Raw genomic sequence first — 24,531 nt, forward strand, 5'->3', positions numbered from 1 at the left:
GTTACTTTGAGAAGTTAGCGAATTTTAAGAAATGGCCTAAAATCAGGCTGTACAAGTGCTTTTGCTTTACATAAGTAGTAAAAAGTGCTATACTGTAAGTAAGAATATGAGAAAGAGAGGCGGGGAAATATCTTCGCCTCTTGCTTATGAGGAGGTGGACGCAATCGCAACAATCGTAGAATTAGTCAGAGAAGTTGTAGAACCTGTCATCCAAGCACCTTTCGAACTCGTGGATATCGAGTATGGAAAGATTGGCAGTGACATGATTCTCAGTATTTTTGTAGATAAACCTGAAGGAATTACCTTGAACGACACGGCAGACTTGACAGAAATTATCAGTCCTGTCCTAGACACTATCAAGCCAGATCCCTTCCCAGAACAATATTTCCTAGAAATCACCAGTCCAGGCTTGGAACGTCCTTTGAAAACCAAGGATGCAGTTGCTGGAGCGGTTGGGAAATACATCCATGTCGGGCTCTACCAAGCCATCGATAAGCAAAAGGTCTTTGAAGGAACCTTGTTGGCCTTTGAAGAGGATGAGTTGACTATGGAATATATGGACAAGACACGTAAGAAAACTGTCCAAATTCCATACAGTTTAGTATCAAAAGCACGTTTAGCAGTTAAATTATAGAAAAAGAAAGGATAGCTTTTGAGGATTCAAAAGTGAAGAAAACATGAGTAAAGAAATGCTAGAGGCCTTCCGCATTTTGGAAGAAGACAAGGGAATCAAAAAAGAAGACATCATCGACGCAGTAGTAGAGTCGCTTCGTTCCGCTTATCGCAGACGCTATGGTCAATCAGACAGCGTAGCTATTGACTTCAACGAAAAAACAGGTGACTTTACAGTTTATACTGTCCGTGAAGTGGTTGATGAAGTATTTGATAGCCGTTTGGAAATCAGCTTGAAAGATGCTCTTGCTATCAATTCAGCCTATGAACTTGGTGACAAAATCAAGTTTGAAGAAGCACCTGCTGAGTTTGGTCGAGTAGCAGCCCAATCTGCCAAACAAACCATCATGGAAAAAATGCGCAAGCAAACACGTGCCATCACTTACAATACTTACAAAGAACATGAGCAAGAAATCATGTCTGGTACAGTAGAGCGCTTTGACAACCGCTTCATCTATGTCAATCTTGGTAGCATCGAAGCCCAATTGTCAAAACAAGACCAAATCCCTGGGGAAGTTTTTGCTTCCCACGATCGTATCGAAGTATATGTTTATAAGGTTGAAGACAATCCTCGTGGCGTCAACGTCTTTGTTAGCCGTAGCCATCCAGAAATGATCAAACGTTTGATGGAACAAGAAATTCCAGAAGTTTATGATGGAACTGTTGAAATCATGAGCGTGGCTCGTGAAGCAGGTGACCGTACCAAGGTTGCAGTTCGTAGCCATAATCCAAACGTGGACGCTATTGGTACAATCGTTGGACGCGGTGGAGCGAATATCAAGAAAATCACTAGCAAATTCCACCCAGCTCGCTACGATGCTAAGAATGATCGTATGGTGCCAATCGAAGAAAATATCGATGTTATCGAGTGGGTAGCAGATCCAGCTGAATTTATCTACAATGCCATCGCTCCTGCTGAGGTTGACCAAGTTATCTTTGACGAAAACGACAGCAAACGTGCCTTGGTGGTTGTTCCTGATAACAAGCTTTCCCTTGCCATTGGTCGTCGTGGACAAAACGTGCGCTTGGCAGCTCACTTGACTGGTTACCGTATCGATATCAAGTCTGCTAGTGAATTTGAAGCTATGGAAGAAGCTGGTTCGGTAGATTTGGAAGCAGAAAACGATACTGTAGAAGAATAAAAGCTGCTAGAGGAGGGAAAGATGAAAACGAGAAAAATCCCTTTGCGCAAGTCTGTCGTGTCCAATGAAGTGATTGATAAGCGTGATTTGCTCCGCATTGTCAAGAACAAGGAAGGACAAGTCTTTATTGATCCTACGGGCAAGGCCAATGGCCGCGGCGCTTATATCAAGCTAGACAATGCAGAAGCCTTAGAGGCGAAAAAGAAGAAAGTCTTTAACCGCAGCTTTAGCATGGAAGTGGAAGAAAGCTTTTATGACGAGTTGATCGCTTATGTGGATCACAAAGTGAAAAGAAGAGAGTTAGGACTTGAATAAGCAAAAGATAAGCAATCTCTTGGGACTTGCTCAGAGAGCAGGGCGGATTATATCGGGTGAAGAATTGGTGGTCAAGGCCATTCAAGACGGCAAGGCCAAGTTGGTCTTTCTAGCCCATGATGCTGGACCCAATCTGACCAAGAAGATTCAAGATAAAAGTCATTATTATCAAGTAGAAATTGTAACCGTGTTTTCAACACTGGAATTAAGCATAGCAGTCGGAAAATCGAGAAAGGTTTTGGCTGTAACAGATGCTGGATTTACAAAGAAAATGAGGTCTCTTATGGAATAGAAGAGGAGGACATGATTTGTCTAAGAAAAGATTGTACGAAATCGCAAAAGAACTTGGAAAAGAAAGTAAAGAAGTTGTAGCGCGTGCAAAAGAGTTGGGCTTGGATGTGAAAAGCCACTCATCAAGTGTGGAAGAAGCTGTCGCTGCAAAAATCGCTGCCAGCTTTAAGCCTGCAGCTGCTCCGAAAGCAGAAGCAAAACCTGCAGTACCAAAAGCAAGTACAGAAAAGAAAGCCGAAAAGTCTGAACCAGCTAAACCAGCTGTAGCCAAGGAAGAGGCAAAACCAGCTGAGGCAGTCGCTCCGAAGGCAGAAAAAGTAGCGGCTAAACCGCAAAGTCGTAATTTCAAGGCTGAGCGTGAAGCACGTGCTAAAGAGCAGGCAGAACGACGCAAGCAAAATAAGGGCAATAACCGTGACCAACAACAAAACGGAAACCGTCAGAAAAATGACGGCCGTAATGGCGGAAAACAAGCTCAAGGCAACCGCGACAATCGTCGCTTTAATGACCAAGCTAAGAAGCAGCAAGGTCAGCAAAATCGTAGAAATGAGCGCCGTCAGCAAGAGGACAAACGTTCAAATCAAGCGGCTCCACGTATTGACTTTAAAGCCCGTGCAGCAGCCCTAAAAGCAGAGCAAAATGCAGAGTATGCGCGTTCAAGTGAGGAACGCTTCAAGCAGTATCAAGCGGCTAAAGAAGCCTTGGCTCAAGCTAACAAACGCAAGGAACCAGAGGAAATCTTTGAAGAAGCGGCTAAGTTAGCTGAACAAGCGCAACAAGCACAGCAAGTTCAAGCAGTGGTTGAAGTCGTCCCTGAGAAAAAAGAACCTGCAGTAGATACACGTCGTAAAAAACAAGCTCGACCAGACAAAAATCGTGACGATTATGATCACGAAGAAGATGGTCCTAGAAAACAACAAAAGAATCGAAGTAGTCAAAATCAAGTGAGAAATCAAAAGAATAGTAACTGGAATAACAACAAAAAGAATAAAAAAGGCAATAACAAGAACAACCGTAATCAGACTCCAAAACCTGTTACAGAGCGTAAATTCCATGAATTGCCAACAGAATTTGAGTATACAGATGGTATGACCGTTGCGGAAATCGCAAAACGTATCAAACGTGAACCAGCTGAAATCGTTAAGAAACTCTTTATGATGGGTGTCATGGCCACACAAAACCAATCCTTGGATGGGGAAACCATTGAACTCCTCATGGTGGATTATGGTATCGAAGCTAAGCAAAAGGTTGAAGTGGATAATGCCGACATCGAACGTTTCTTTGTCGAAGATGGTTATCTCAATGAAGATGAATTGGTTGAGCGTCCACCAGTTGTAACTATCATGGGACACGTTGACCACGGTAAAACAACCCTCCTAGATACCCTTCGTAACTCTCGTGTTGCGACAGGTGAAGCGGGTGGTATCACTCAACATATCGGTGCCTACCAAATCGTGGAAAATGGCAAGAAGATTACCTTCCTTGATACACCAGGACACGCGGCCTTTACATCAATGCGTGCGCGTGGTGCTTCTGTTACCGACATTACCATCTTGGTCGTAGCGGCAGATGATGGGGTTATGCCTCAGACAATCGAAGCCATTAACCACTCAAAAGCAGCGAACGTTCCAATTATCGTAGCTATCAACAAGATTGATAAACCAGGTGCCAACCCAGAACGCGTTATCGGTGAATTGGCAGAGCATGGTGTCATGTCAACTGCTTGGGGTGGAGATTCTGAATTTGTTGAAATCTCGGCTAAATTCAACCAAAACATCGAAGAATTGTTGGAAACAGTCCTTCTTGTGGCTGAAATCCAAGAACTCAAGGCAGACCCAACAGTGCGTGCGATCGGTACAGTTATCGAAGCGCGCTTGGATAAAGGAAAAGGTGCGGTCGCAACCCTTCTTGTTCAACAAGGTACCTTGAATGTTCAAGACCCAATCGTTGTCGGAAATACCTTCGGTCGTGTCCGTGCTATGACCAACGACCTTGGTCGTCGTGTTAAGGTTGCAGGGCCATCAACACCAGTGTCAATCACAGGTTTGAACGAAGCGCCGATGGCGGGTGACCACTTTGCCGTTTACGAAGATGAAAAATCTGCGCGTGCGGCTGGTGAAGAACGTGCCAAACGTGCTCTTATGAAACAACGTCAAGCTACCCAACGTGTCAGCCTTGAAAACCTCTTTGATACCCTCAAAGCTGGTGAACTTAAGTCTGTTAATGTCATCATCAAGGCAGACGTACAAGGTTCTGTTGAAGCCCTTTCTGCCTCACTTCAAAAGATCGATGTGGAAGGTGTTAAAGTTACCATCGTCCACTCAGCGGTTGGTGCCATCAATGAATCTGACGTAACACTTGCGGAAGCTTCAAATGCCTTTATCGTTGGTTTCAACGTACGCCCTACACCACAAGCTCGTCAACAAGCAGAAGCTGACGATGTGGAAATCCGTCTCCACAGCATTATCTACAAGGTTATCGAAGAGATGGAAGAAGCCATGAAGGGGATGCTTGATCCAGAATTTGAAGAAAAAGTTATCGGTGAAGCAGTTATCCGTGAAACCTTCAAGGTGTCTAAAGTGGGAACTATCGGTGGATTCATGGTTATCAACGGTAAGGTTACCCGTGACTCTAAAGTCCGTGTTATCCGTGATGGTGTCGTTATCTATGATGGTGAACTCGCAAGCTTGAAACACTATAAAGACGACGTGAAAGAAGTTACAAACGGTCGTGAAGGTGGATTGATGATCGATGGCTACAATGATATCAAGACTGATGATGTGATTGAGGCTTATGTCATGGAAGAAATCAAGAGATAAGAGAGAAACGATAGCTCATTTGACTCGTCGTCAACAGCGCCTTGATGAACTTCAGTTCTATCTAAGGCTTGTTTCCTAGATTCAAATGGCTCTAGTTCCTCTATCTAATAAAAATAGCTAGGTCTGCTGGCCTAGCTTTTGGTTCAAAGTAGAGAAAGGAATATCATGGCAAATCATTTCCGTACGGATCGTGTGGGCATGGAAATCAAGCGTGAAGTCAATGAGATTTTGCAAAAGAAAGTCCGTGATCCGCGTGTCCAAGGCGTGACCATCACAGATGTTCAGATGCTAGGTGACTTGTCTGTTGCCAAGGTTTACTACACCATTTTGAGTAACCTTGCTTCAGATAATCAGAAAGCCCAAATCGGGCTTGAAAAAGCAACTGGTACTATCAAACGTGAACTTGGTCGCAATTTGAAATTGTACAAAATCCCAGATTTGACCTTCGTCAAAGACGAGTCCATCGAATATGGAAACAAGATTGACGAAATGCTACGCAATCTGGATAAGAACTAAGAAGAGGGGCAACCCTCTTTTTTGGTGGAGGAAAATAGGTGGAATTTGAAATGGAAAAATATTCTTTTAAAAAAGGGATTCTGTATTTTTTAATGTTATCTAATTAGAAAATGCTTTTTTTTTTTAGGAAATATGATATGATGATTTCATAAATAAAAGGAGATTCTATCAATGAATAATGTAAAAAAAGTTTGTCGTTTAGCTTTGCTATGTCTTTCCGTTTCTACTCTAGTTGCTTGTAGTTCTCTTTCTGAAAAAACAAGTAGCTCTTCTAGTGAGAATCAAACAGAAGCTTCATCTAGTAGTTCTGAAAAGAAAGGATTGTTTGCTAAAGCAAAAGAAAAACTCAGTTCAAGCGATTTTAACCCACAAGATGTTAGCGATACGACAATTGAGTCTATAAAAACCTATGAAGATTACTTGATTATGAATGAGAAAATAATCGATAATTACTATACAGAAGCAGACGAAGCTTTTAAAGGAACTGTTTTAGAAGATAGCGCTGCTATCCAAGAACTAAAAGATAGCACTAAAAAAGAAATGGAAGATTTGAAAAAACAATATGGTCCATTAAAGAAAGCACCGATTCAAGGGAAAGAAGAAGTGATTAAGACTCTAAAAGATTATCGTGATAATCTACATGAACAAGTGGAGCAGTGGAAAGCTAGTCTTTAATAGGAAGAGTGGAGTTCAATATGGATTATCAATTATTGCCACATGAATATATGGTTATGAATAGTGACCATGTGAGTTTTGGGAAAAATGGTTTGTCTACAGATGAATTAATTTTAACGAATCTACACTTAATATATATCAAAAAAGGTTTGTGGGGAGGAAAAAAAGACCAAGTTACCATTCCTATTAACCAGATTAAAATTTTTGAAGGGAAACCTCAAGTTTCAGTAACCAAAACCAATGGTGTGAAACGGCTGGAAATTTATTATAATGGCGGACAAGCTATCTTTGCATTTAATAATACTAAGGATACTGACAAGTGGGCTAGAAACATTATTAAATTGATTTCAGGTGATACAAGTAATTTTGAAACCTTGGGGGATAGTAGCTTGTTTGGAGCAGATGTTTTAGCAGAAACATTTAAGGATACATTTGACACTTTTAAAGCAGGGCTTGGGATTAAGGATGCAGAGCCAGAAAAGATTTCAACCAAGTGTAGCTTTTGTGGAGCACCTTTGTCAGGTCAAGTGAAGCAAACAGTAAGATGTGCCTATTGTGATATGGATCAGAGTTTATAAGGGGGCAATTAAATGGGGTTGATAAAAGCAATTACAGATTCTATTGGTGGGACATTTGCAGATCAGTGGAAAGAAATTATCACAGTTCAAGCTTTTGATGAACATACAGCTGTAAGTCCCGGTATTGTTCAAGAAAGTAATAATGGTAGGGGTGTCAATACGAAGGGATCTGTAGGTGTTATTTCGAACGGATCCAAGATTTTTATTCCAGAAAATACTGCTGCCTTTATCTTTAGTCAGTCTGGTATTGAGGAAATTATTACAGAACCAGGTGGATATGAATACCAAAATGGTGAGAGCAGTGTTTTTAACGGTGATGGATTGAAAAAGTCACTGTTTGACAATGTTGTTAATCGTGTTGGATTCGGTGGTCAAAGTGATCAGCAAAAACAGATTTGTTTTGTTAATTTGAGAGAAATTCGTGATATTAAATTTGGGACTCGCGGTCCAGTCATGTATAATGATTTGTTTTATGGGACAGATTTAGAAGTACGTGCTTTTGGAACATTTTCTATCCAAATTACAGATGCTAAGCAATTTATCAGAAATTTTCTTCCTGCCAATGTGACTTATTATACTTTCGACAGTACTCAAGCTAGATCACAAATAGTGACAGAGTTTCTCCAATCTTTTATTGTTGCACTCAATTCTTTGTCAACAACTTATCGTATTTCACAATTGCCGTCACAAGCTTCAATTCTTGCAACCCAAGTATCGAATGATGGACAGTATGCAGGGACTTGGAAAGAACGTTTTGGATTTGAGATTGTAAAAGTTGCCATTGCTAATATTGAGTTCTCACCAGAATCTAAGGAACTGGTTAAACAATTTTCATCAAATAAGATGAATTTAAAGGCTTATGATGATGTATCGCAGAAAGCTTCTAATATTGCAGCACAACAAAAAATTGCATCAGGAGTGGAGCAACATGGTCTAGGTGATGGTGCAGGGATGATTTTTGGTATGAATATGGCACAAGGTTTAGATGAAAAAGCAATGAAACCAAGTTTATCATTAGATGAACAAATCGAAGCCCTTACAAAACTAAAATCTCTTTTAGATGCTGGGATACTATCTCAGGAAGAGTTTGATCGAAAGAAAAAAGAAATTATGGATTTATAAAATGAAACTCGAAAGTTCATAGTTAGTACGTATTCAAGGAACATTTTAGGTGAAATAATAATAGACTATCGTTCATAGATAGAATATCATGTTGTAAAGGTAGGAGTGGAATATTCGAGCTGTTTCTACAAAGACTATTAAAGTTCTTTAACAAATAAGTTGCTAAGGATTTTTTGAAAATTTTTGAGGGGAATTTGAAACATACTTTAAAAGAGTATGCTATCATAGAATATAACTTACATAAGTAAAAGGAGTTTGTATATGGCTGAACAAGAGTTAGCTATGCAAGTATTACAACAAGTGGTAAAACTACCAGTTGTTAAGGTTGATCGTTCGAAATTTTTAGTGGATAAGTTTTCCAAAGAATTGGATCCACAGGACATTCCTACCTTATTAGAACAAGGCCCAACGTCTCTCTTATCTCAAGAAACCTTAGATAGAGTGGCTAATGTATGCATTAGGGATAATGTTTTATTGGCGAGTGGAACGTCTGTTTTGGCAGGATTACCTGGAGGGATTGCCATGGCAATTACCATTCCAGCTGATGTGGCTCAATTTTATGGTTTCTCTCTGAAATTGGCCCAAGAATTAGGTTATATTTATGGTTATGAGGATCTTTGGGCTTCACGCGAGGAGTTGAGTGAAGATGCTCAAAATACCCTTTTGCTTTATCTAGGCGTCATGTTGGGGGTGAATGGAACTGCTGCTTTGCTACGTGCTGGTGGTATAACAATTGCCAAACAGGTAATGAAAACAGTACCTAATAAAGCTTTAACAAAGACGCTTTGGTATCCTATTTTGAAAAAAGTCTTAAGAATATTTGGTGTGAATCTTACCAAGGGAGGGCTGGCCAAAGGAATGGGGAAATTTATTCCTATCTTGGGTGGTATCATTTCAGGTGGTTTAACCTTTGCAACTATGAAACCGATGGGCGAAAGCTTGCAGAAAGAATTGTCCAAGCTAGTTAACTATAGTGAAGTTCAATATCAAGAAGATGTTGAAACAATCCGAAAAGAGGCTGAAATCATCGAAGGAGAGTAATATGGGACTCATAAAAACTCTAGCTAAAATTTATGGTAATTACTTTTTGACCGTGCAAGGTGTAAAAGTAATGAAAACGATAAAGAAAGATGATAATGCCGTTGTCGGTCTGGGGAAACTTTTTATTGCCGACAAGTTAATGGATACGGCTCGGTGGCTCATTAAGCCAGAGGATAAAAAATGAAATTTTTCTGGGGACTTCTTGCCATTATTTTTATCAAACCGATTATTGGGATTGTGAAATTCTTTTGGATGATCATCTCTTTTGCAGTCCAATCATTGTTTTACAAGATAGTGTTTAAGATATTGGATTGGCTCTTTAAACTTATCTAGATGGTAATCCAAGTCGCAGAGAACTAGCAGGAACTCCACTGCTAGTTTTTTATTCTCTTTCCATATGGTATAATATAAGCAGTAAAATCATTTTAGAACATACAATGGAGGTCGTCATGGACAATATCATCGATGTGTCAATTCCTGTTGCAGAAGTGGTGGACAAGCATCCAGAAGTCTTGGAAATCCTAGTGGAGCTTGGTTTTAAACCCCTTGCTAATCCCTTGATGCGCAACACAGTTGGTCGTAAAGTATCACTCAAACAGGGTTCTAAGCTTGAAGGAACACCTATGGACAAGATTGTCCGCACGCTGGAAGCAAACGGCTACGAAGTGATTGGGTTAGACTAATGGCAGATGAACGGATTCATGTCCTGCGGGATATTTTGTTAGAATTGCACAATGGTGCCTCTCCTGAGTCGGTTCAGGAGCGTTTTGATGCGACCTTTGCGGGTGTCTCAGCCATAGAGATTTCCCTCATGGAGCACGAGCTGATGAACTCAGACTCAGGTGTCACCTTTGAAGATGTTATGGAACTCTGCGATGTCCATGCTAATCTTTTTAAAAATGCTATCAAAGGTGTCGAAGTAGAGGATACTGAGCATCCAGGTCACCCAGTTCGGATTTTCAAAGAAGAAAATCTGGCTCTCCGTGCGACCTTGATTCGCATTCGTAGATTGTTAGATACCTATGAGTCTATGGAAGATGAAGAAATGCTGGCGGAGATGCGTAAGGGTTTGGTGCGTCAGATGGGACTTGTAGGTCAATTTGATATTCATTACCAACGTAAAGAAGAACTTTTCTTTCCTATCATGGAGCGCTATGGACACGATTCACCTCCCAAAGTTATGTGGGGAGTGGATGACCAGATTAGGGAACTCTTTCAAACAGCTTTAGCGACAGCCAAGTCACTACCAGAAGTGTCGATTAGCACTGTAAAGGAAACTTTTGAAGCCTTTGCGACAGAGTTTGAAAGTATGATTTTCAAGGAAGAGTCCATCCTTCTCATGATTCTTCTTGAGTCCTTTACCCAAGATGATTGGCTTCAGATTGCAGAGGAGAGCGACGCCTATGGCTATGCTATTATCCGTCCGTCTGAGAAATGGGTGCCAGAACGCCAGAGTTTTGTTGAGGAAAAGAGTGAAGAGGAGCCTGTACAGCTAGATACGGCAGAGGGTCAAGTTCAGCAGGTTATTGATACGCCAGAAGGACAGTTTACCATTACCTTTACCCCTAAGGAAAAGGAAGCAGTGTTGGACTGCCATAGTCAACAGGCTTTTGGCAATGGCTATCTCTCCGTCGAGCAGGCCAATCTCATCCTCAATCACCTCCCTATGGAGATTACCTTTGTCAATAAAGACGATATTTTCCAGTATTACAATGACAATACGCCAGCTGATGAGATGATTTTCAAACGGACGCCGTCCCAAGTTGGGCGCAATGTTGAACTCTGTCATCCGCCTAAGTACTTGGACAAGGTCAAGACTATCATGAAGGGGCTTCGTGAGGGAAGCAAAGATAAGTATGAAATGTGGTTCAAGTCTGAGTCGCGAGGTAAGTTTGTCCACATCACCTACGCTGCAGTGCACAATGAAGATGGGGAATTCCAAGGTGTGTTGGAGTACGTTCAGGATATTCAACCCTACCGTGAGATTGATACGGACTATTTCCGTGGATTAGAATAAGGAGAAAAAATGAGTTACGAACAAGAATTTATGAAGGAATTTGAAGCTTGGGTTAATACACAGATTATGATTAACGACATGGCGCACAAGGAAAGCCAAAAAGTCTACGAAGAAGACCAAGACGAGCGTGCCAAAGATGCCATGATTCGCTACGAAAGTCGCTTGGATGCTTATCAGTTCTTGCTTGGTAAGTTTGAAAACTTCAAGGCAGGTAAGGGATTCCATGATTTACCAGAGGGATTGTTTGGTGAGCGGAATTATTAAATGAGATAGATTCTTGATTTTTTACTAAAATCTTGATAGAATATTTATATTAAATCCTTGTCAGAACAGGGGTTTTTTATTGAAAGGATTTTATCATGTCAAAGAAACTCAATCGTAAAAAACAATTACGAAATAGCCTCCGTCGTGCAGGCGCTTTTTCAAGTACTGTGACTAAGGTTGTAGAAGAGACAAAGAAAGTCGTGAAACGTGCAGAACAGTCAGCAAGCCAAGCTGGTAAGGCTGTTTCTAAAAAAGTTGAACAAGCAGTGGAAGCTACCAAAGAGCAAGCTCAAAAAGTAGCCAATTCTGTAGAAGATTTTGCAGCAAACTTGGGTGGACTTCCACTTGATCGTGCTAAGACTTTCTATGATGAAGGAATTAAGTCTGCTTCAGATTTCAAAAACTGGACTGAAAAAGAACTCCTTGCCTTGAAAGGAATCGGCCCAGCTACCATCAAGAAATTGAAAGAAAATGGCATCAAATTCAAGTAATTTTTCTTGTGCCTTGCATTTCCGTCAAAATCTTGCTACAATAGAGCCATTAGAGGTGTTTTGAATCCCACATTTTACAGAAAGTGGCGGAGCTGAGAAGTCCACAAATGTGTCAAAACTGGTTGCTAATGGATGAAAAATTGAAATAAAAGTGTCTTTTTGTTTTAAAGACGAGAGTTGCGGGCAACTGCCCGAAATTGGGTGGTACCGCGGATAAATACATTCGTCCCTGTCATGTAGATGGCAGGGACGATTTTTTTGTAGAAAGCGAGGAAGAAGGATGACAAGAGCTGAATTACCAGAACGCTTAGAAACCGAACGACTCGTCCTACGAGTTCGTACAGTGGCAGATGCTGAGGGTATCCATACCTACGCTAGTTTGCCGGAGGTCGCTTACCCAGCGGGCTTTCCGCCCGTCAAGACCTTGGAAGATGAAATCTATTATCTGGAGCATATCCTTCCCGAGCGCAATCAAAAGGAAAATCTCCCAGCTGGCTACGGAATTGTCGTCAAAGGAACCGATAAAGTCATCGGCTCTGTTGATTTCAACCATCGGCACGAAGACGATGTACTGGAGATTGTCTACACCTTGCCCCCAGACTATTGGGGACGAGGTTATGTGCCAGAAGCAGCGCGTGCCTTGATTGACATAGCTTTTAGAGAACTAGGTCTTCACAAGATTGAACTTTCTTGCTTTGGTTACAATACCCAAAGTCAACGAGTCGCAGAGAAACTTGGCTTTACTCTGGAAGCTCGCATCCGAGACCGCAAAGATGCCCAAGGCAATCGCTGTGATGATTTGAGATATGGCTTGCTGAGGAGTGAGTGGGAGGTAATTTGATGCATCTTTTCATCATTGGTGCTCCAGCATCAGGAAAAATGACCATTGGTCAAGAATTATCTCGACTGACAGATGCTACCCTCTTTTATAACCATCAAGCCATCGATTTTGCACTAGAAATCTATCAGGACTTTACAGAGGAAATGTGGGAATTTGTTCGTGGAATCACCTTTTCTTTCCTTGGAGCAAGTGCAAGAAATCAGCGATCAGTAATTTTAACTGACGTAATTGATTTTTCAAATCAGTACCAGCTGATGTATTTAAAGCAAATTCAGGATTTGTTGAATGACTATCATCAAGAGATTCTGTTTGTGGAGTTGGAAACAAGTCTTGAGGAGCGCTTACATCGAAATCGAACGGAGAATCGATTAAAGCACAAACCCTTAAAACGACATATTGAGGTATCTGAAAGAGAAATTTTAGAAACCACTGAAACACTTCAATTAAATTCCCAACATCAACCGAATGAGCTACACCACTACTTTAAAATAAATAATACGAATTTGTCTGCAGAAGAAGCTGCTAAGCAAATTCAAAATAAAATGAACAAAATAGAGAAAGGACACACACATATCTAAACAACTTCATGAAGACGTTCTCAAGACTCAAGAAGTTCAAAAGTCTCAATCTTTTTCGTTCGTGATTCCTACCACCAAATGTAACTTTAAAACTCTACCTTAATCGCGCTTGGAGTACACCCTTCAAAGTAAACGAATCACAAAGAAACTGGGATTTCCCATTTAAGCCTGTATCCGAGGTCGTAAGAATATCCAATACAGCAGAGGTAGAGTTTGATTTATTGAAGAATGAGTTAGAGGAGAAAATAGATGGCTAAAAAGAAAAATAGAAAAAAGAATTAAATCGCCAGCAAAAGTTGGATATCAAAGTCGTTTCTGAAGAAGAGGTTGTCTGGACAGAACTACTGGCTAAAAAACCAACTTTTGTAGAACGTCGGACCATTCAAAATTTCGATGAACTACATACAACAGTGATGCAATATGCTGATGAACATGGAGAGTATCCAGATGTTCAGCTAATCAATTACCAACTGAAAAATAGGATTTTTGATTAGAATCAGGACCATGCTTTATTTAGAGAAGCTATGCATACTCCAAATACACAGAAGCGAAATGAACTGTTAAAACAAGTTTTAAAGATCAATCCAGATTATTTTGCTGCTGATTTTCACCCATTCTTATCAGAGGTTGAAGATTTTGATTTACCAACCTTTAGATTAGATTTAGGAGGCAAAGATTGAAATTAATGTATTATTTTAATACTGACAATAGATTGAAGAATCTTTTTGCTCAAACTTGGAAAATACTTATGTATGCGCTAACGTATTTTCCAATAATATCTCTAATTATATTCTGTCTTACCGATTTTAAATTAGTTATAATTTTACAATTTGCCTTGATACTAATATATGTGTTTAACTATAAAAATCGATTTAATAAGTTTAGAGTTTTTCTTACTAAAAGTACTAAATCTTTAGCTTTTATGAACGCATGGGATGGAATATTTTGCGGAATCTTGACTTACATTCTTTATAACCTAAATCTAGTTGAATCAACTTTAATCAACTTATCTCAATATTTTTTTATTAATTATGGCATAAGTAAAAATCACATAAATAACTGGATTATCATTGTAATACTTTTAATATTACCATTTGTATTATCTGTTATAAAAACTGTAGGATCAATCAAGATATTTCAAAAAGTTAATAAAATAGATATCGTAAAGGGAAAGACACTGTGGAATGTATATGCCACGATGCTTATTATTTCGTTTTTATGGTATTATATCTATATTTATTACTTTATTTCTAATGTTATTGATTTTCATTCTGATTTAATAACTGACATTCTTATGTTCAGTTCACTTATTGCACTTTATTTAATATGCTGGTGGATGATTTATAATCTAATTAGACATGGTGCAAAAGATACCAAAGAAGTAATAGCATCATGGTTAATTGGTTCAATCTGTATATTACTGTTAGCAGTATTTAATCAAGTTGAAAATGAATTAATAAATGCTTTAACATGGTTTTTGCCAATTTTAATTCCTAGTCTAATTGGAGAAATAAATTCTCAATTCGATACAAAAAAACATAAGAAAAAACCAATAAGAACTGAGAAAATGGATAGACACCTCTATCGAACTCAACTATATGGTTTTCTTACTCTATTAATGTTGAGTATTATTCCAAAGTTAACCGAAATTATTTGGGGTTTAAAGATTAAGAAGAAATTGGTCGAATTTATAACTCCCGAAGCTGATTGGATGTCTGAATTATTTGCCTCAACTATAATTATTTTCGTTTGTTTCATATTATCATTAGTTATTGGGAAGATTATAATTTGGTTATTACAATATTTCTATTTAAACACCTATAATGGATATTACGTGTATCGTGACAATATGCATAGTATATTAATAAATCGTAGATATAAAAGAAATATTCATAAAAGGAGAAAAAATAATGTCTAAATAACTTTCACCTAAATACACTCCATCCTATGTTTAGGTTGGTCGTTAACAAAACAACTTCATGAAGATGTTCTCAAGACTCAAGAAGTTCAAAAGTCTCAACCTTTTTCATTCGTGATTCCGACCACCAAATGTAACTGGAAAAACTCTACCTTGGTCAGGCTTGGGGTACAACCTTCAAAGCAAATGAATCACAAAGAAGCTTAGATTCCCGTTCAAGCCTGTATCCGAGGTCGTAAGAATATCCAATACAGCAGAGGTAGAGTTTGATATATTGAAGAATGAGTTAGAGGAGAAAATAGATGGCTAAAAAGAAAAATAGAAAAAAAGAATTAAAACGCCAGCAAAAGTTGGATATCAAAGTTATTTCTGAAGAAGAGGCTGCTTGGACAGAAATCATGGCCAAAAATCCAACTTTTGTAGAACGTCGGACTATTCAAAATTTCGATGAACTGCATACAGCAGTGATGCAATATGCTGATGAACACGGAGAGTATCCAGATGTTCAGCTAATCAATTACCAACTGAAAAATAGGACTTTTGATTGGAATCAGGATCATGCTTTATTTAGAGAAGCTATGCATACTCCAAATACACAGAAGCGAAATAAATTGTTAAAGCAAGTTTTAAAAATAAATCCAGATTATTTTGCTGCTGACTTTCACCTATTCTTATCAGAGGTTGAAGACTTTGATTTGTCAACCTTTAAAAAAGTATTGGATTTTGAAATTCTAGTTTTAGAAAAATGGAAAATGAATGGCTACAATAGTTGGAATTATTTTGAAGCACGCCCTATCCTGTCTGCTCTGATGTTTCTGATTGAGTATTATATGATGGAGAACTTCAATTCTAAGGCTATGAAATTGATTGACCTATATTTGAGTAAGCGACCAGAACGTTTTCCTCCTAATTTTGTCTTCTGTATGCTTTCCTTGTATCATATCACTGGTCAGGAACTAAAGGTTGAGCGCTTCTATCGTGAAGAATTGAATAAAGGGAAACGGGACGATACCATTCTTATTCATGCCATCATCTCTGCTTTTTCTCAAGGAAAAATTGAGGAAGCCAGTCAGTTATTTGCAAAATTAGTGGAAATCAATGATGAAGCTGTTGAATTCTTTATAGAGGAAGATTGGCAATTCAAAGTTATAGATATAGAAGACCAAGAATGCTATTATCCAAATTCAGTTGAATCGTTACAAGCTAGTTTGTATCCTCTGTTTGATTATTTACTAGAAAATATTATTTTAACGAAATTTTTAACAAACGAAGCCCAAAAATTCCGCCGTAAACCAGTATTTTCGAATCATTCTAGTATGATAAAAAATTTATCCGAGGTATCCGATTGTCATTCCTTTATGAATGAGGAAAAAATGAAGGGGATTCGGATGGATCTTGTTCACATCTTTGTTGAAAATGGGATTCGTAGGTATTCAGATTTCAAAAAATGGACTGAAAAAGAAGTTCTCGCTTTGAAGGGAATTGGTCCCGTAACCGTTAAAAAGCTGAAAGAAAACGGCATAAAGTTTAAGAAAGAGAAGTAATTGTTTATGGAAGGGGGGAGGTGAAATTGTCTTGAATGAAATTTCTAATTTCATCCTGTATACTACACCAAATGGCGACGTTCAGCTAGATATCCTTTTACAAGATGAAAATCTTTGGTTGACTCAAAAAGGTCTTGCAGAGCTCTTTGGAGTTGAACGAAGTGTCATTACAAAGCACTTAAAAAACATTTATGATAGTGATGAGTTGGATAAGGTGTCAACTTGTGCAAAATTTGCACAGGTTCAACAAGAGGGCAATAGAACTGTCCGGCGTGAACTTGAATATTACAATCTGGATGCTATCATTTCAGTTGGTTATCGAGTAAATTCCAGTAAGGCTACTCAATTTAGAATTTGGGCAACTAAGACCTTGAAAGAATTTATCATCAAAGGTTTTGTTTTAGATGATGAACGTTTGAAACAAGGACAGACAGTTTTCGGACAAGATTATTTCCGTGAACTTTTAGAACGAATTCGCTCTATTCGTTCTAGCGAGCGCCGAATCTATCAACAAATTACGGATATCTTTGCTGAATGTGCCATAGATTATGATCGAAACTCAGATATTACTAAAAATTTCTATGCTATGGTGCAAAATAAATTTCATTATGCAATTACTGGAAGTACGGCTGCAGAAATTATCTATCAGCAAGCCGATGCAAGTAAAGAAAAAATGGGATTAACTACTTGGAAGAATGCACCTGATGGACGAGTACTCAAATCAGATGTAACGGTTGCTAAAAACTATCTGCAAGAAAAAGAAATTCGACAACTAGAGCGAACTGTTACAGCCTATTTTGATTATATCGAGGGTTTGATTGAGCGCCGTAATACGTTTACAATGCGAGGATTGGCAGATAGTATTAATCGTTTTCTATCTTTTAATGAGTACGAAATTTTAGAAGGAAAAGGAAGTATTTCCAAGAAACAAGCAGACTCAAAAGCCATTCAGGAGTATGAAAAATTTAACCGAACTCAAAAAATTATATCAGACTTTGATAAACATATTATGAAGATAATGAGAGAAAGTTAATGTAAAATTTTCACCGTTTATTTGCTTATAGAAGATAATGAGAAAAACAAGATGAGTTGAATCAAAGCCTATCTTCTACATACTAATTTTATTTAAAGATATTAGCTAGAAAGGACAAACACATGTCTAAAGAACTTTCACCTAAATACAATCCAGCCGAGGTTGAGGCTGGTCGTTACCAAAAATGGCTTGATGCCGATGTTTTCAAGCCTTCTGGAGATCAAAAGGCTAAGCCTTATTCAATCGTCATTCCACCACCAAACGTAACTGGTAAGCTTCACCTTGGTCACGCTTGGGATACGACTTTGCAGGATATTATCATCCGTCAAAAACGCATGCAAGGTTTTGATACACTTTGGCTTCCAGGTATGGACCACGCTGGTATTGCGACTCAGGCTAAGGTTGAGGAGCGCTTGCGTGGTGAGGGTATTACGCGTTATGACCTCGGTCGTGAATCTTTCTTGACGAAGGTTTGGGAATGGAAAGACGAATATGCTACTACTATCAAGGAACAATGGGGCAAGATGGGGCTCTCTGTAGACTATTCACGCGAGCGTTTCACTCTTGACGAAGGTTTGTCAAAAGCTGTTCGCAAGGTCTTTGTGGACCTTTACAAGAAAGGTTGGATCTATCGTGGTGAATTCATCATCAACTGGGACCCAGCTGCACGCACAGCCCTTTCTGATATTGAAGTTATCCACAAGGATGTCGAAGGTGCCTTCTATCACATGAACTACATGCTGGAAGATGGTTCACGCGCCCTTGAAGTGGCAACAACTCGTCCTGAGACCATGTTTGGGGACGTTGCCGTTGCGGTCAATCCAGAAGACCCACGCTACAAGGACTTGATTGGAAAAAACGTCATCCTTCCAATCGCTAATAAATTGATTCCAATCGTTGGGGATGAGCATGCTGATCCTGAGTTTGGTACTGGTGTCGTGAAAATCACACCTGCCCATGATCCAAACGACTTCTTGGTTGGTCAACGACACAACTTGCCACAAGTTAACGTCATGAACGATGACGGAACTATGAATGACTTGGCCTTTGAATTTGCAGGCATGGACCGTTTTGAAGCTCGTAAGGCAGTCGTTGCCAAGCTGGAAGAAATCGGTGCCCTCGTTAAAATCGAAAAACGTGTCCACAGTGTTGGACACTCAGAGCGTACAGGTGTTGTGGTTGAACCACGCTTGTCTACGCAGTGGTTCGTCAAGATGGATCAATTGGCGAAAAATGCTATTGCCAACCAAGACACAGAGGACAAAGTTGAATTCTACCCACCTCGTTTCAACGATACCTTCCTTCAATGGATGGAAAATGTCCACGACTGGGTTATCTCTCGTCAGCTCTGGTGGGGGCACCAAATCCCTGCTTGGTACAATGCTGAGGGTGAAATGTACGTCGGTGAAGAAGCTCCAGAAGGTGACGGATGGACTCAAGACGAAGACGTCTTGGATACTTGGTTCAGTTCTGCTCTCTGGCCATTCTCAACCATGGGCTGGCCTGATGTCGACTCAGAAGACTTCAAACGCTACTTCCCAACTTCAACCTTGGTAACAGGTTACGACATCATCTTCTTCTGGGTGTCTCGCATGATCTTCCAATCCTTGGAATTCACTGACCGTCAGCCATTCCAAAACGTTCTTATCCACGGTCTTATCCGTGACGAGCAAGGACGTAAGATGTCTAAATCTCTCGGTAACGGGATTGACCCGATGGATGTCATCGAGAAATACGGTGCCGATGCCCTTCGTTGGTTCCTTTCAAACGGCTCTGCACCAGGTCAAGACGTGCGCTTCTCTTACGAGAAAATGGATGCTTCATGGAACTTCATTAACAAAATCTGGAACATCTCTCGCTATATCCTCATGAACAATGAAGGCTTGACCCTTGAGCAAGCAACTGCCAATGTGGAAAAAGTTGCCAACAAGGAAGCTGGAAATGTCACAGATCGCTGGATTCTCCACAACCTCAATGAAACGATCGGCAAAGTCACTGAAAACTTTGATAAGTTTGAGTTTGGTGTGGCTGGACACATCCTCTACAACTTTATCTGGGATGAGTTTGCGGACTGGTATGTTGAGTTGACCAAGGAAGTCCTTTATAGTGATAATGAAGAAGAGAAAGTCATCACACGCTCTGTTCTCCTTTACACTTTGGACAAGATCCTTCGCCTCCTTCACCCAATCATGCCATTTGTGACAGAGGAGATCTTTGGACAAATCTCAGAAGGCTCTATCGTTACAGCAGAATACCCAACTGTCAACCCAGCCTTTGAAGACCTTGCGGCTCACACAGGTGTAGAAAGCCTCAAGGACTTGATCCGTGCTGTTCGTAATGCGCGTGCAGAAGTAAATGTAGCTCCAAGCAAGCCAATCACCATCCTTGTTAAGACAAGCGATAGTGACTTGGAAGCCTTCTTTAACAGCAATGTCAACTACATCAAACGATTCACAAATCCAGAACACTTGGAAATTGCATCAACCATCCCTGCACCTGAACTTGCTATGTCAAGCGTTATCACAGGATCAGAAATCTACTTGCCACTAGCAGACCTCCTCAATGTCGAAGAAGAACTGGCTCGTCTCGACAAGGAACTGGCTAAATGGCAAAAAGAACTGGACATGGTAGGCAAGAAGCTCTCTAACGAACGCTTCGTAGCTAATGCCAAACCAGAAGTCGTCCAGAAAGAACGCGACAAACAAGCTGACTACCAAGCTAAATACGCCGCGACCGTCGCACGTATTGATGAGATGAAGAAATTGGTGGAATAAAGCTAAATAAACACAGAAACACGGTGATGAGCCGTGTTTTTTGGTATAATGAAATCAATATCTATTGATGGAGAAAGTGATGTCCAAACACCCTCATTATGAATTGTTAAATTTAATTGGCTACGGTCTTGCTAAGTTTGACAAGCTTTTTATAAAAGAATTTCAATGTTCTAGCAAGTCGGAGTTTTATCGCTACGTGGTTTCTCTGGGAGTTGCTGAAACAACTGGAGTTGTAAAAAATAGAATGGATTTATTTGATCCTTATTTTGACAATAATCGAAAAGGTTGGTGGCAGAAAGCTGAAGTTTACCGTTTTCGTAAAGATTTAATTGATATGATGTTTGGAAATGAAGATGTTCATAGTTATGCTGAAATCGTTAAAATGCTACTTGCCAGTGAAGGAAAGCGAACAGGCATTACTACCATTGAAAAACCAATCATTCGAACCAAATTCAAACGTCTACAGGAAACGGGAATGGAGGCAGAGAATTATTTTATCCTTCATTTTGATAAAGAAGAAAAATTCCAAGGTGGACAGTTAACCGATGCCCGTCTTTATGGTGATGGATATGATTTCCAAGTAGATGTTCAAGAGCATTCTTACCTTGCCGAAGTAAAAGGTATCCGAAAATCTAAGGGGCGTGTGCGTTTGACTGCGAAAGAATTCGAAAAAGCCAAAGAGTTTCAATCGGATTTTATTTTATCCTTGGTCACAAACCTAGATGATATTCCAAAGTTAGTATTAGTTGATAATCCTTTAAAACATTTTGAGTTTAAAAAGAATATTATCAAAAATGAAATTATTGAATACAGAAGCTTAGAAGATTTGTATTAGTTCCCCCTTAATTTTACTAGTTGAAGAAGATAGAAACCTTGACAGGTCAACGACTCAATGAACTGGAAATCAACGGTATTCGTTTAACCAAGTTTAAAAATGGGGAAATCGGTATTGAATTTATCTGGATTGATATCGAGAATCCCCCAAGTGATGCTATCGGCTGGGTAGCAAAGAAATAAAAGTTTTCAAAACTATTGTAACAAGTAAGGGATTTTATTTTCGTGTACAATTTCAGCTATTCTTGTTATAATCAGCCTATAGGAATCAAGGAGGTGACTCTTATGGCTGTTTTTGTGTCTTTGGATGGAATTGTGGTAGAAGTACTTGATGTCTTTTCTTCTTTTAATGGGGATAGTGAGTTTTTCTTGTGTAAACGTCTTAAAGACAAGAGTCAGTTTGTGATGGAACGCTCTCAGTTCGAGGAGATGTTCCAACTTCAAAGTAGTCACTTGACGACGCAAGAAAAATTACAATTGTTTACCTCTGTGTTTGCTGGCCGTTATGATGTTTATGCTAAGAGTTTTATCAATGATCAAGGGAAAATTCAGTATTTTCCATCCTATGATTATGGTTGGAAGCAGTTGCCGCCTGAAAAACGGAGTTTCCAGACATTAACGGATTCCGTTTTGAAATCTCATTTTCGTGGGGAGACAGCTATCGGTATCTTTCCTATGCACTTAGATGATAGCTGTTATTTTTTGGTACTGGATTTGGATGAAAGTGATTGGAAAGAAGCCGGTTTAGCCATTCGAAGAATAGCCAGGGAACGCCAGATGGAAGCCCATTTAGAGATTTCTCGTTCGGGTCACGGACTCCATATTTGGTTCTTCTTTGAGGAAGCGATTCCGAGTCGAGAAGCTCGCTTGTTTGGAAAGAAACTATTAGAATTGGCTATGCAGGAAAGTATGCAACTGTCCTTTGATTCTTTTGATCGCATGTTTCCAAATCAGGATGTTCTTCCTAAGGGGGGATTTGGTAATTTGATTGCCTTGCCTTTTCAAGGAGAAGCTTATCATCAAGGGCGAACGGTCTTTGTGGATGAACAGTTTCAGCCTTATGAAGACCAATGGAGGTATTTACAAGAAATTCAGAGGGTTTCAACTGCTAAAGTGGCACTGTTAATCCAAGAGGAGTTAGGGAAGCAAGAATTGGATAAGGAGTTGAAGGTCATCTTATCCAATATGATCCAACTTGAAAAATCGTCTGTGACACCCAAGACACTTTTTTCTTGAAAAATATGGCTTCATTTTCTAATCCCGAATTTTATTTAAAGCAGGCTATGCGACAACCAACCTATCAAATTTCTGAGCGAATGTATTTATTTGGAGAATCCGATCATTATTTATGGCTACCAAGAGGTTTACTGTATCCATTGCAAGATAAATTTAAGCAGGTATCTGTGGAAGATAGGAGAAAGGTACAGAGGTCTATTAGAGTGGAATTTAAGGGAGAACTCACTTTTGAGCAAGAGTTAGCCCTGTCAGATATGATTTCCAAAGAAAATGGTTTACTCCATGCGGAGACTGGTTTTGGGAAGACCGTTTTAGGTGCTGCTCTCATCTCTGAACGTAAGACCAAAACAATTATTCTAGTCCATAATAGGCAACTCTTAGACCAATGGCTGGATCGTTTAAACCATTTTTTGACTTTCGAAGAGGAAGAAGCTACCCGTTATACGGCATCAGGTCGTGAAAGGGTAATAGGCTATGTTGGGCAGTACGGTGGGACTAAGAAATGGCTGAGTGGACTGGTTGATGTCGTTATGATCCAATCTCTATTTAAGTTGGAAAATAGTCAAAGTCTTTTGGATAAGTATGAGATGATGATTGTGGATGAGTGTCATCACGTGTCTGCTTTGATGTTTGAAAAAGTTGTGGCACAGTTTAGAGGGAAGTATCTTTACGGTTTGACGGCTACGCCTGAACGTAAGAATGGTCATGAACCTATTGTTTTTCAGAGAATTGGTGAGATACTCCATACTGCTGATAAGAGGGAAACGGATTTTAAACGGCAATTGCAATTAAGATTCACTTCTTTTGGTCATTTGGAGATTGAAAAGACCAAAGCAAGTAATTTTATACAGCTTAGTGATTGGATTGCGACAGACTCAGTGAGGAATCAGATGATTCTCAAGGATATTCTAGACCAAGTGACAGAAGGGCGGAATATCTTGGTTCTAGTCAATCGAATTCAACAGATAGATGTCTTTGAAAAGTTATTGAAAGAGAAAGAGGTTGATGACTGTTACATTATTAGCGGAAAAACCAAAGTCCAAGAGAGAACAAGTTTATTGAAGACATTAGAACAGCTAGATAAAGGGTTTGTTTTGTTGTCTACTGGAAAATACATTGGCGAAGGTTTTGACTTGCCTCAGCTAGACACGCTTATCTTGGCAGCGCCCTTTTCTTGGAAAAATAATTTGATTCAGTATGCAGGTCGGATTCATAGAAACTACAAGGATAAGTCTTTGGTGCGGATTTTCGATTATGTGGATATTCATGTTCCTTATTTAGAAAAGATGTTTCAGAAACGACAAGTAGCTTATCGAAAGATGGATTATCGTGTCATCGAGGGTGAGGAGAAACAATTCGTTTATGTTGATAGTAGATATGAGAAGGTGTTGAGAGAGGACTTGGCAGGGGAAAGACAGGAATGTATGCTTATTTTACCTTATGTGCACCAGACAAAACTGATGAATTTTCTAAAAGAATTTAGGATTAGTCAAATTGAGATATGTATACCAGAGACGGTTGCAAATAAAACATGGATAGACCAGATGAAGAGCCAGAAAATTAAAGTGTCTTTTACTCAATCAAAAATAGTCACGCCTATTCTTTTGGTAAACAAGACCATTGTTTGGTATGGTGCAATGCCATTATTAGGGAAGGTAGATGAAGTGACCATATTACGTTTGGAATCAGCTAGTATAGTTTCTGAACTAGTGGCAGGTTTACGATAGAGAAAATTTTTAAAAATTTCTATGTATGATTTTCATTTCTTTAGTGAGACTGTTGCCATTATCACATTCGAATCACACAAAATAAAAAGGTAAATTCCCAAAC

The 24,531-nt window shown here is 39.4% G+C and carries 25 protein-coding genes and 1 pseudogene; all 26 read left to right on the forward strand.

What is annotated here, in order from left to right; all coding sequences use genetic code 11:
- Positions 1-154: 154 nt before the first annotated feature.
- A complete protein-coding gene (rimP, locus tag HT697_RS09100; RefSeq protein ID WP_000338691.1) occupies positions 155-634 on the forward strand; it encodes a ribosome maturation factor RimP in 480 nt (159 codons plus the stop codon).
- A 43-nt stretch (positions 635-677) separates the two neighbouring features.
- A complete protein-coding gene (gene nusA, locus HT697_RS09105) occupies positions 678-1,814 on the forward strand; it encodes a transcription termination factor NusA (RefSeq protein ID WP_000032274.1) in 1,137 nt (378 codons plus the stop codon).
- 21 nt (positions 1,815-1,835) lie between these two features.
- Positions 1,836-2,129, forward strand: a complete 294-nt coding sequence (locus tag HT697_RS09110) for a YlxR family protein (RefSeq protein ID WP_000857562.1) — start codon at positions 1,836-1,838, stop codon at positions 2,127-2,129.
- Positions 2,122-2,421: a YlxQ-related RNA-binding protein gene (locus HT697_RS09115; protein ID WP_001041390.1), complete on the forward strand. Its 300-nt coding sequence runs from the start codon at positions 2,122-2,124 to the stop codon at positions 2,419-2,421. Before HT697_RS09110 ends, HT697_RS09115 begins: the two co-directional genes overlap by 8 nt.
- Positions 2,422-2,437: 16 nt before the next feature.
- Positions 2,438-5,239, forward strand: coding sequence for a translation initiation factor IF-2 (gene infB / locus HT697_RS09120; RefSeq protein WP_173263011.1), 2,802 nt, complete (start codon positions 2,438-2,440; stop codon positions 5,237-5,239).
- A gap of 165 nt (positions 5,240-5,404) precedes the next feature.
- Entirely contained in the window at positions 5,405-5,755 is a 351-nt protein-coding gene (gene rbfA / locus HT697_RS09125) for a 30S ribosome-binding factor RbfA (RefSeq protein ID WP_001273601.1), read from the forward strand.
- 171 nt (positions 5,756-5,926) lie between these two features.
- Positions 5,927-6,430: a hypothetical protein gene (locus HT697_RS09130; protein ID WP_001067003.1), complete on the forward strand. Its 504-nt coding sequence runs from the start codon at positions 5,927-5,929 to the stop codon at positions 6,428-6,430.
- A 20-nt stretch (positions 6,431-6,450) separates the two neighbouring features.
- Positions 6,451-7,008, forward strand: a complete 558-nt coding sequence (locus HT697_RS09135) for a hypothetical protein (protein WP_173263015.1) — start codon at positions 6,451-6,453, stop codon at positions 7,006-7,008.
- A gap of 12 nt (positions 7,009-7,020) precedes the next feature.
- Positions 7,021-8,130, forward strand: coding sequence for an SPFH domain-containing protein (locus HT697_RS09140; RefSeq protein ID WP_173263018.1), 1,110 nt, complete (start codon positions 7,021-7,023; stop codon positions 8,128-8,130).
- A 261-nt stretch (positions 8,131-8,391) separates the two neighbouring features.
- A complete protein-coding gene (locus HT697_RS09145) occupies positions 8,392-9,171 on the forward strand; it encodes a hypothetical protein (protein WP_173263021.1) in 780 nt (259 codons plus the stop codon).
- Position 9,172: 1 nt separating this feature from the next.
- A complete protein-coding gene (locus tag HT697_RS09150; protein ID WP_000522938.1) occupies positions 9,173-9,355 on the forward strand; it encodes a hypothetical protein in 183 nt (60 codons plus the stop codon).
- Positions 9,356-9,620: 265 nt separating this feature from the next.
- Positions 9,621-9,854, forward strand: a complete 234-nt coding sequence (locus HT697_RS09155) for a DUF1858 domain-containing protein (RefSeq protein ID WP_000368739.1) — start codon at positions 9,621-9,623, stop codon at positions 9,852-9,854.
- Complete coding sequence (locus tag HT697_RS09160) at positions 9,854-11,188, forward strand: DUF438 domain-containing protein (protein ID WP_173263024.1); 1,335 nt, start codon at positions 9,854-9,856, stop codon at positions 11,186-11,188. Before HT697_RS09155 ends, HT697_RS09160 begins: the two co-directional genes overlap by 1 nt.
- Before the next feature lie 9 nt (positions 11,189-11,197).
- Complete coding sequence (locus HT697_RS09165) at positions 11,198-11,452, forward strand: DUF1912 family protein (RefSeq protein WP_000119707.1); 255 nt, start codon at positions 11,198-11,200, stop codon at positions 11,450-11,452.
- A gap of 95 nt (positions 11,453-11,547) precedes the next feature.
- Positions 11,548-11,943, forward strand: a complete 396-nt coding sequence (locus HT697_RS09170) for a helix-hairpin-helix domain-containing protein (RefSeq protein ID WP_000038635.1) — start codon at positions 11,548-11,550, stop codon at positions 11,941-11,943.
- Between the two features lie 280 nt (positions 11,944-12,223).
- Positions 12,224-12,784 carry a GNAT family protein gene (locus HT697_RS09175; RefSeq protein WP_173263026.1) on the forward strand — a complete coding sequence of 187 codons (561 nt, stop codon included), beginning with the start codon at positions 12,224-12,226 and terminating at the stop codon, positions 12,782-12,784.
- Positions 12,784-13,362: an AAA family ATPase gene (locus HT697_RS09180; protein WP_173219817.1), complete on the forward strand. Its 579-nt coding sequence runs from the start codon at positions 12,784-12,786 to the stop codon at positions 13,360-13,362. The genes HT697_RS09175 and HT697_RS09180 overlap by 1 nt, the downstream gene beginning before the upstream one ends.
- 296 nt (positions 13,363-13,658) lie before the next feature.
- Positions 13,659-13,856, forward strand: coding sequence for a hypothetical protein (locus HT697_RS09185; RefSeq protein WP_007284866.1), 198 nt, complete (start codon positions 13,659-13,661; stop codon positions 13,854-13,856).
- Positions 13,857-13,886: 30 nt separating this feature from the next.
- The gene (locus tag HT697_RS09190) at positions 13,887-14,042 is read left to right on the forward strand and encodes a hypothetical protein (RefSeq protein WP_004237269.1); all 156 of its coding nucleotides are present in this window, start codon (positions 13,887-13,889) and stop codon (positions 14,040-14,042) included.
- A gap of 5 nt (positions 14,043-14,047) precedes the next feature.
- A complete protein-coding gene (locus HT697_RS09195; protein WP_112445099.1) occupies positions 14,048-15,280 on the forward strand; it encodes a beta-carotene 15,15'-monooxygenase in 1,233 nt (410 codons plus the stop codon).
- 302 nt (positions 15,281-15,582) lie between these two features.
- Positions 15,583-16,824: a hypothetical protein gene (locus HT697_RS09200; protein WP_173219820.1), complete on the forward strand. Its 1,242-nt coding sequence runs from the start codon at positions 15,583-15,585 to the stop codon at positions 16,822-16,824.
- 31 nt (positions 16,825-16,855) lie between these two features.
- Positions 16,856-17,857, forward strand: coding sequence for a virulence RhuM family protein (locus tag HT697_RS09205; RefSeq protein WP_173253101.1), 1,002 nt, complete (start codon positions 16,856-16,858; stop codon positions 17,855-17,857).
- Between the two features lie 122 nt (positions 17,858-17,979).
- On the forward strand, positions 17,980-20,631 hold the full coding sequence (locus tag HT697_RS09210; protein ID WP_173253102.1) for a valine--tRNA ligase: 2,652 nt from the start codon (positions 17,980-17,982) through the stop codon (positions 20,629-20,631).
- 79 nt (positions 20,632-20,710) lie between these two features.
- Positions 20,711-21,466 carry a DUF3883 domain-containing protein gene (locus tag HT697_RS09215; protein ID WP_173219831.1) on the forward strand — a complete coding sequence of 252 codons (756 nt, stop codon included), beginning with the start codon at positions 20,711-20,713 and terminating at the stop codon, positions 21,464-21,466.
- 38 nt (positions 21,467-21,504) lie between these two features.
- Positions 21,505-21,648, forward strand: a complete 144-nt coding sequence (locus tag HT697_RS09220; protein WP_162499158.1) for a hypothetical protein — start codon at positions 21,505-21,507, stop codon at positions 21,646-21,648.
- Positions 21,649-21,750: 102 nt separating this feature from the next.
- A pseudogene (locus tag HT697_RS10530) lies at positions 21,751-24,428 on the forward strand (DEAD/DEAH box helicase family protein).
- Positions 24,429-24,531: the final 103 nt, after the last annotated feature.

Origin of the sequence: Streptococcus sp. 1621, from assembly GCF_013276615.1 — a bacterium.
In the GTDB taxonomy this organism is placed as follows: Bacteria; Bacillota; Bacilli; order Lactobacillales; family Streptococcaceae; genus Streptococcus.

Bases quoted from the DNA above. Each gene is read 5' to 3' on its own strand.
- nusA (WP_000032274.1), top strand. From the start codon at position 678: ATGAGTAAAGAAATGCTAGAGGCCTTCCGCATTTTGGAAGAAGACAAG.
- HT697_RS09110 (WP_000857562.1), top strand. From the start codon at position 1,836: ATGAAAACGAGAAAAATCCCTTTGCGCAAGTCTGTCGTGTCCAATGAA.
- rbfA (WP_001273601.1), top strand. From the start codon at position 5,405: ATGGCAAATCATTTCCGTACGGATCGTGTGGGCATGGAAATCAAGCGT.
- HT697_RS09130 (WP_001067003.1), top strand. From the start codon at position 5,927: ATGAATAATGTAAAAAAAGTTTGTCGTTTAGCTTTGCTATGTCTTTCC.
- HT697_RS09135 (WP_173263015.1), top strand. From the start codon at position 6,451: ATGGATTATCAATTATTGCCACATGAATATATGGTTATGAATAGTGAC.
- HT697_RS09140 (WP_173263018.1), top strand. From the start codon at position 7,021: ATGGGGTTGATAAAAGCAATTACAGATTCTATTGGTGGGACATTTGCA.
- HT697_RS09145 (WP_173263021.1), top strand. From the start codon at position 8,392: ATGGCTGAACAAGAGTTAGCTATGCAAGTATTACAACAAGTGGTAAAA.
- HT697_RS09150 (WP_000522938.1), top strand. From the start codon at position 9,173: ATGGGACTCATAAAAACTCTAGCTAAAATTTATGGTAATTACTTTTTG.
- HT697_RS09155 (WP_000368739.1), top strand. From the start codon at position 9,621: ATGGACAATATCATCGATGTGTCAATTCCTGTTGCAGAAGTGGTGGAC.
- HT697_RS09160 (WP_173263024.1), top strand. From the start codon at position 9,854: ATGGCAGATGAACGGATTCATGTCCTGCGGGATATTTTGTTAGAATTG.
- HT697_RS09165 (WP_000119707.1), top strand. From the start codon at position 11,198: ATGAGTTACGAACAAGAATTTATGAAGGAATTTGAAGCTTGGGTTAAT.
- HT697_RS09170 (WP_000038635.1), top strand. From the start codon at position 11,548: ATGTCAAAGAAACTCAATCGTAAAAAACAATTACGAAATAGCCTCCGT.
- HT697_RS09175 (WP_173263026.1), top strand. From the start codon at position 12,224: ATGACAAGAGCTGAATTACCAGAACGCTTAGAAACCGAACGACTCGTC.
- HT697_RS09180 (WP_173219817.1), top strand. From the start codon at position 12,784: ATGCATCTTTTCATCATTGGTGCTCCAGCATCAGGAAAAATGACCATT.
- HT697_RS09190 (WP_004237269.1), top strand. From the start codon at position 13,887: ATGCATACTCCAAATACACAGAAGCGAAATGAACTGTTAAAACAAGTT.
- HT697_RS09195 (WP_112445099.1), top strand. From the start codon at position 14,048: ATGTATTATTTTAATACTGACAATAGATTGAAGAATCTTTTTGCTCAA.
- HT697_RS09200 (WP_173219820.1), top strand. From the start codon at position 15,583: ATGGCTAAAAAGAAAAATAGAAAAAAAGAATTAAAACGCCAGCAAAAG.
- HT697_RS09210 (WP_173253102.1), top strand. From the start codon at position 17,980: ATGTCTAAAGAACTTTCACCTAAATACAATCCAGCCGAGGTTGAGGCT.
- HT697_RS09215 (WP_173219831.1), top strand. From the start codon at position 20,711: ATGTCCAAACACCCTCATTATGAATTGTTAAATTTAATTGGCTACGGT.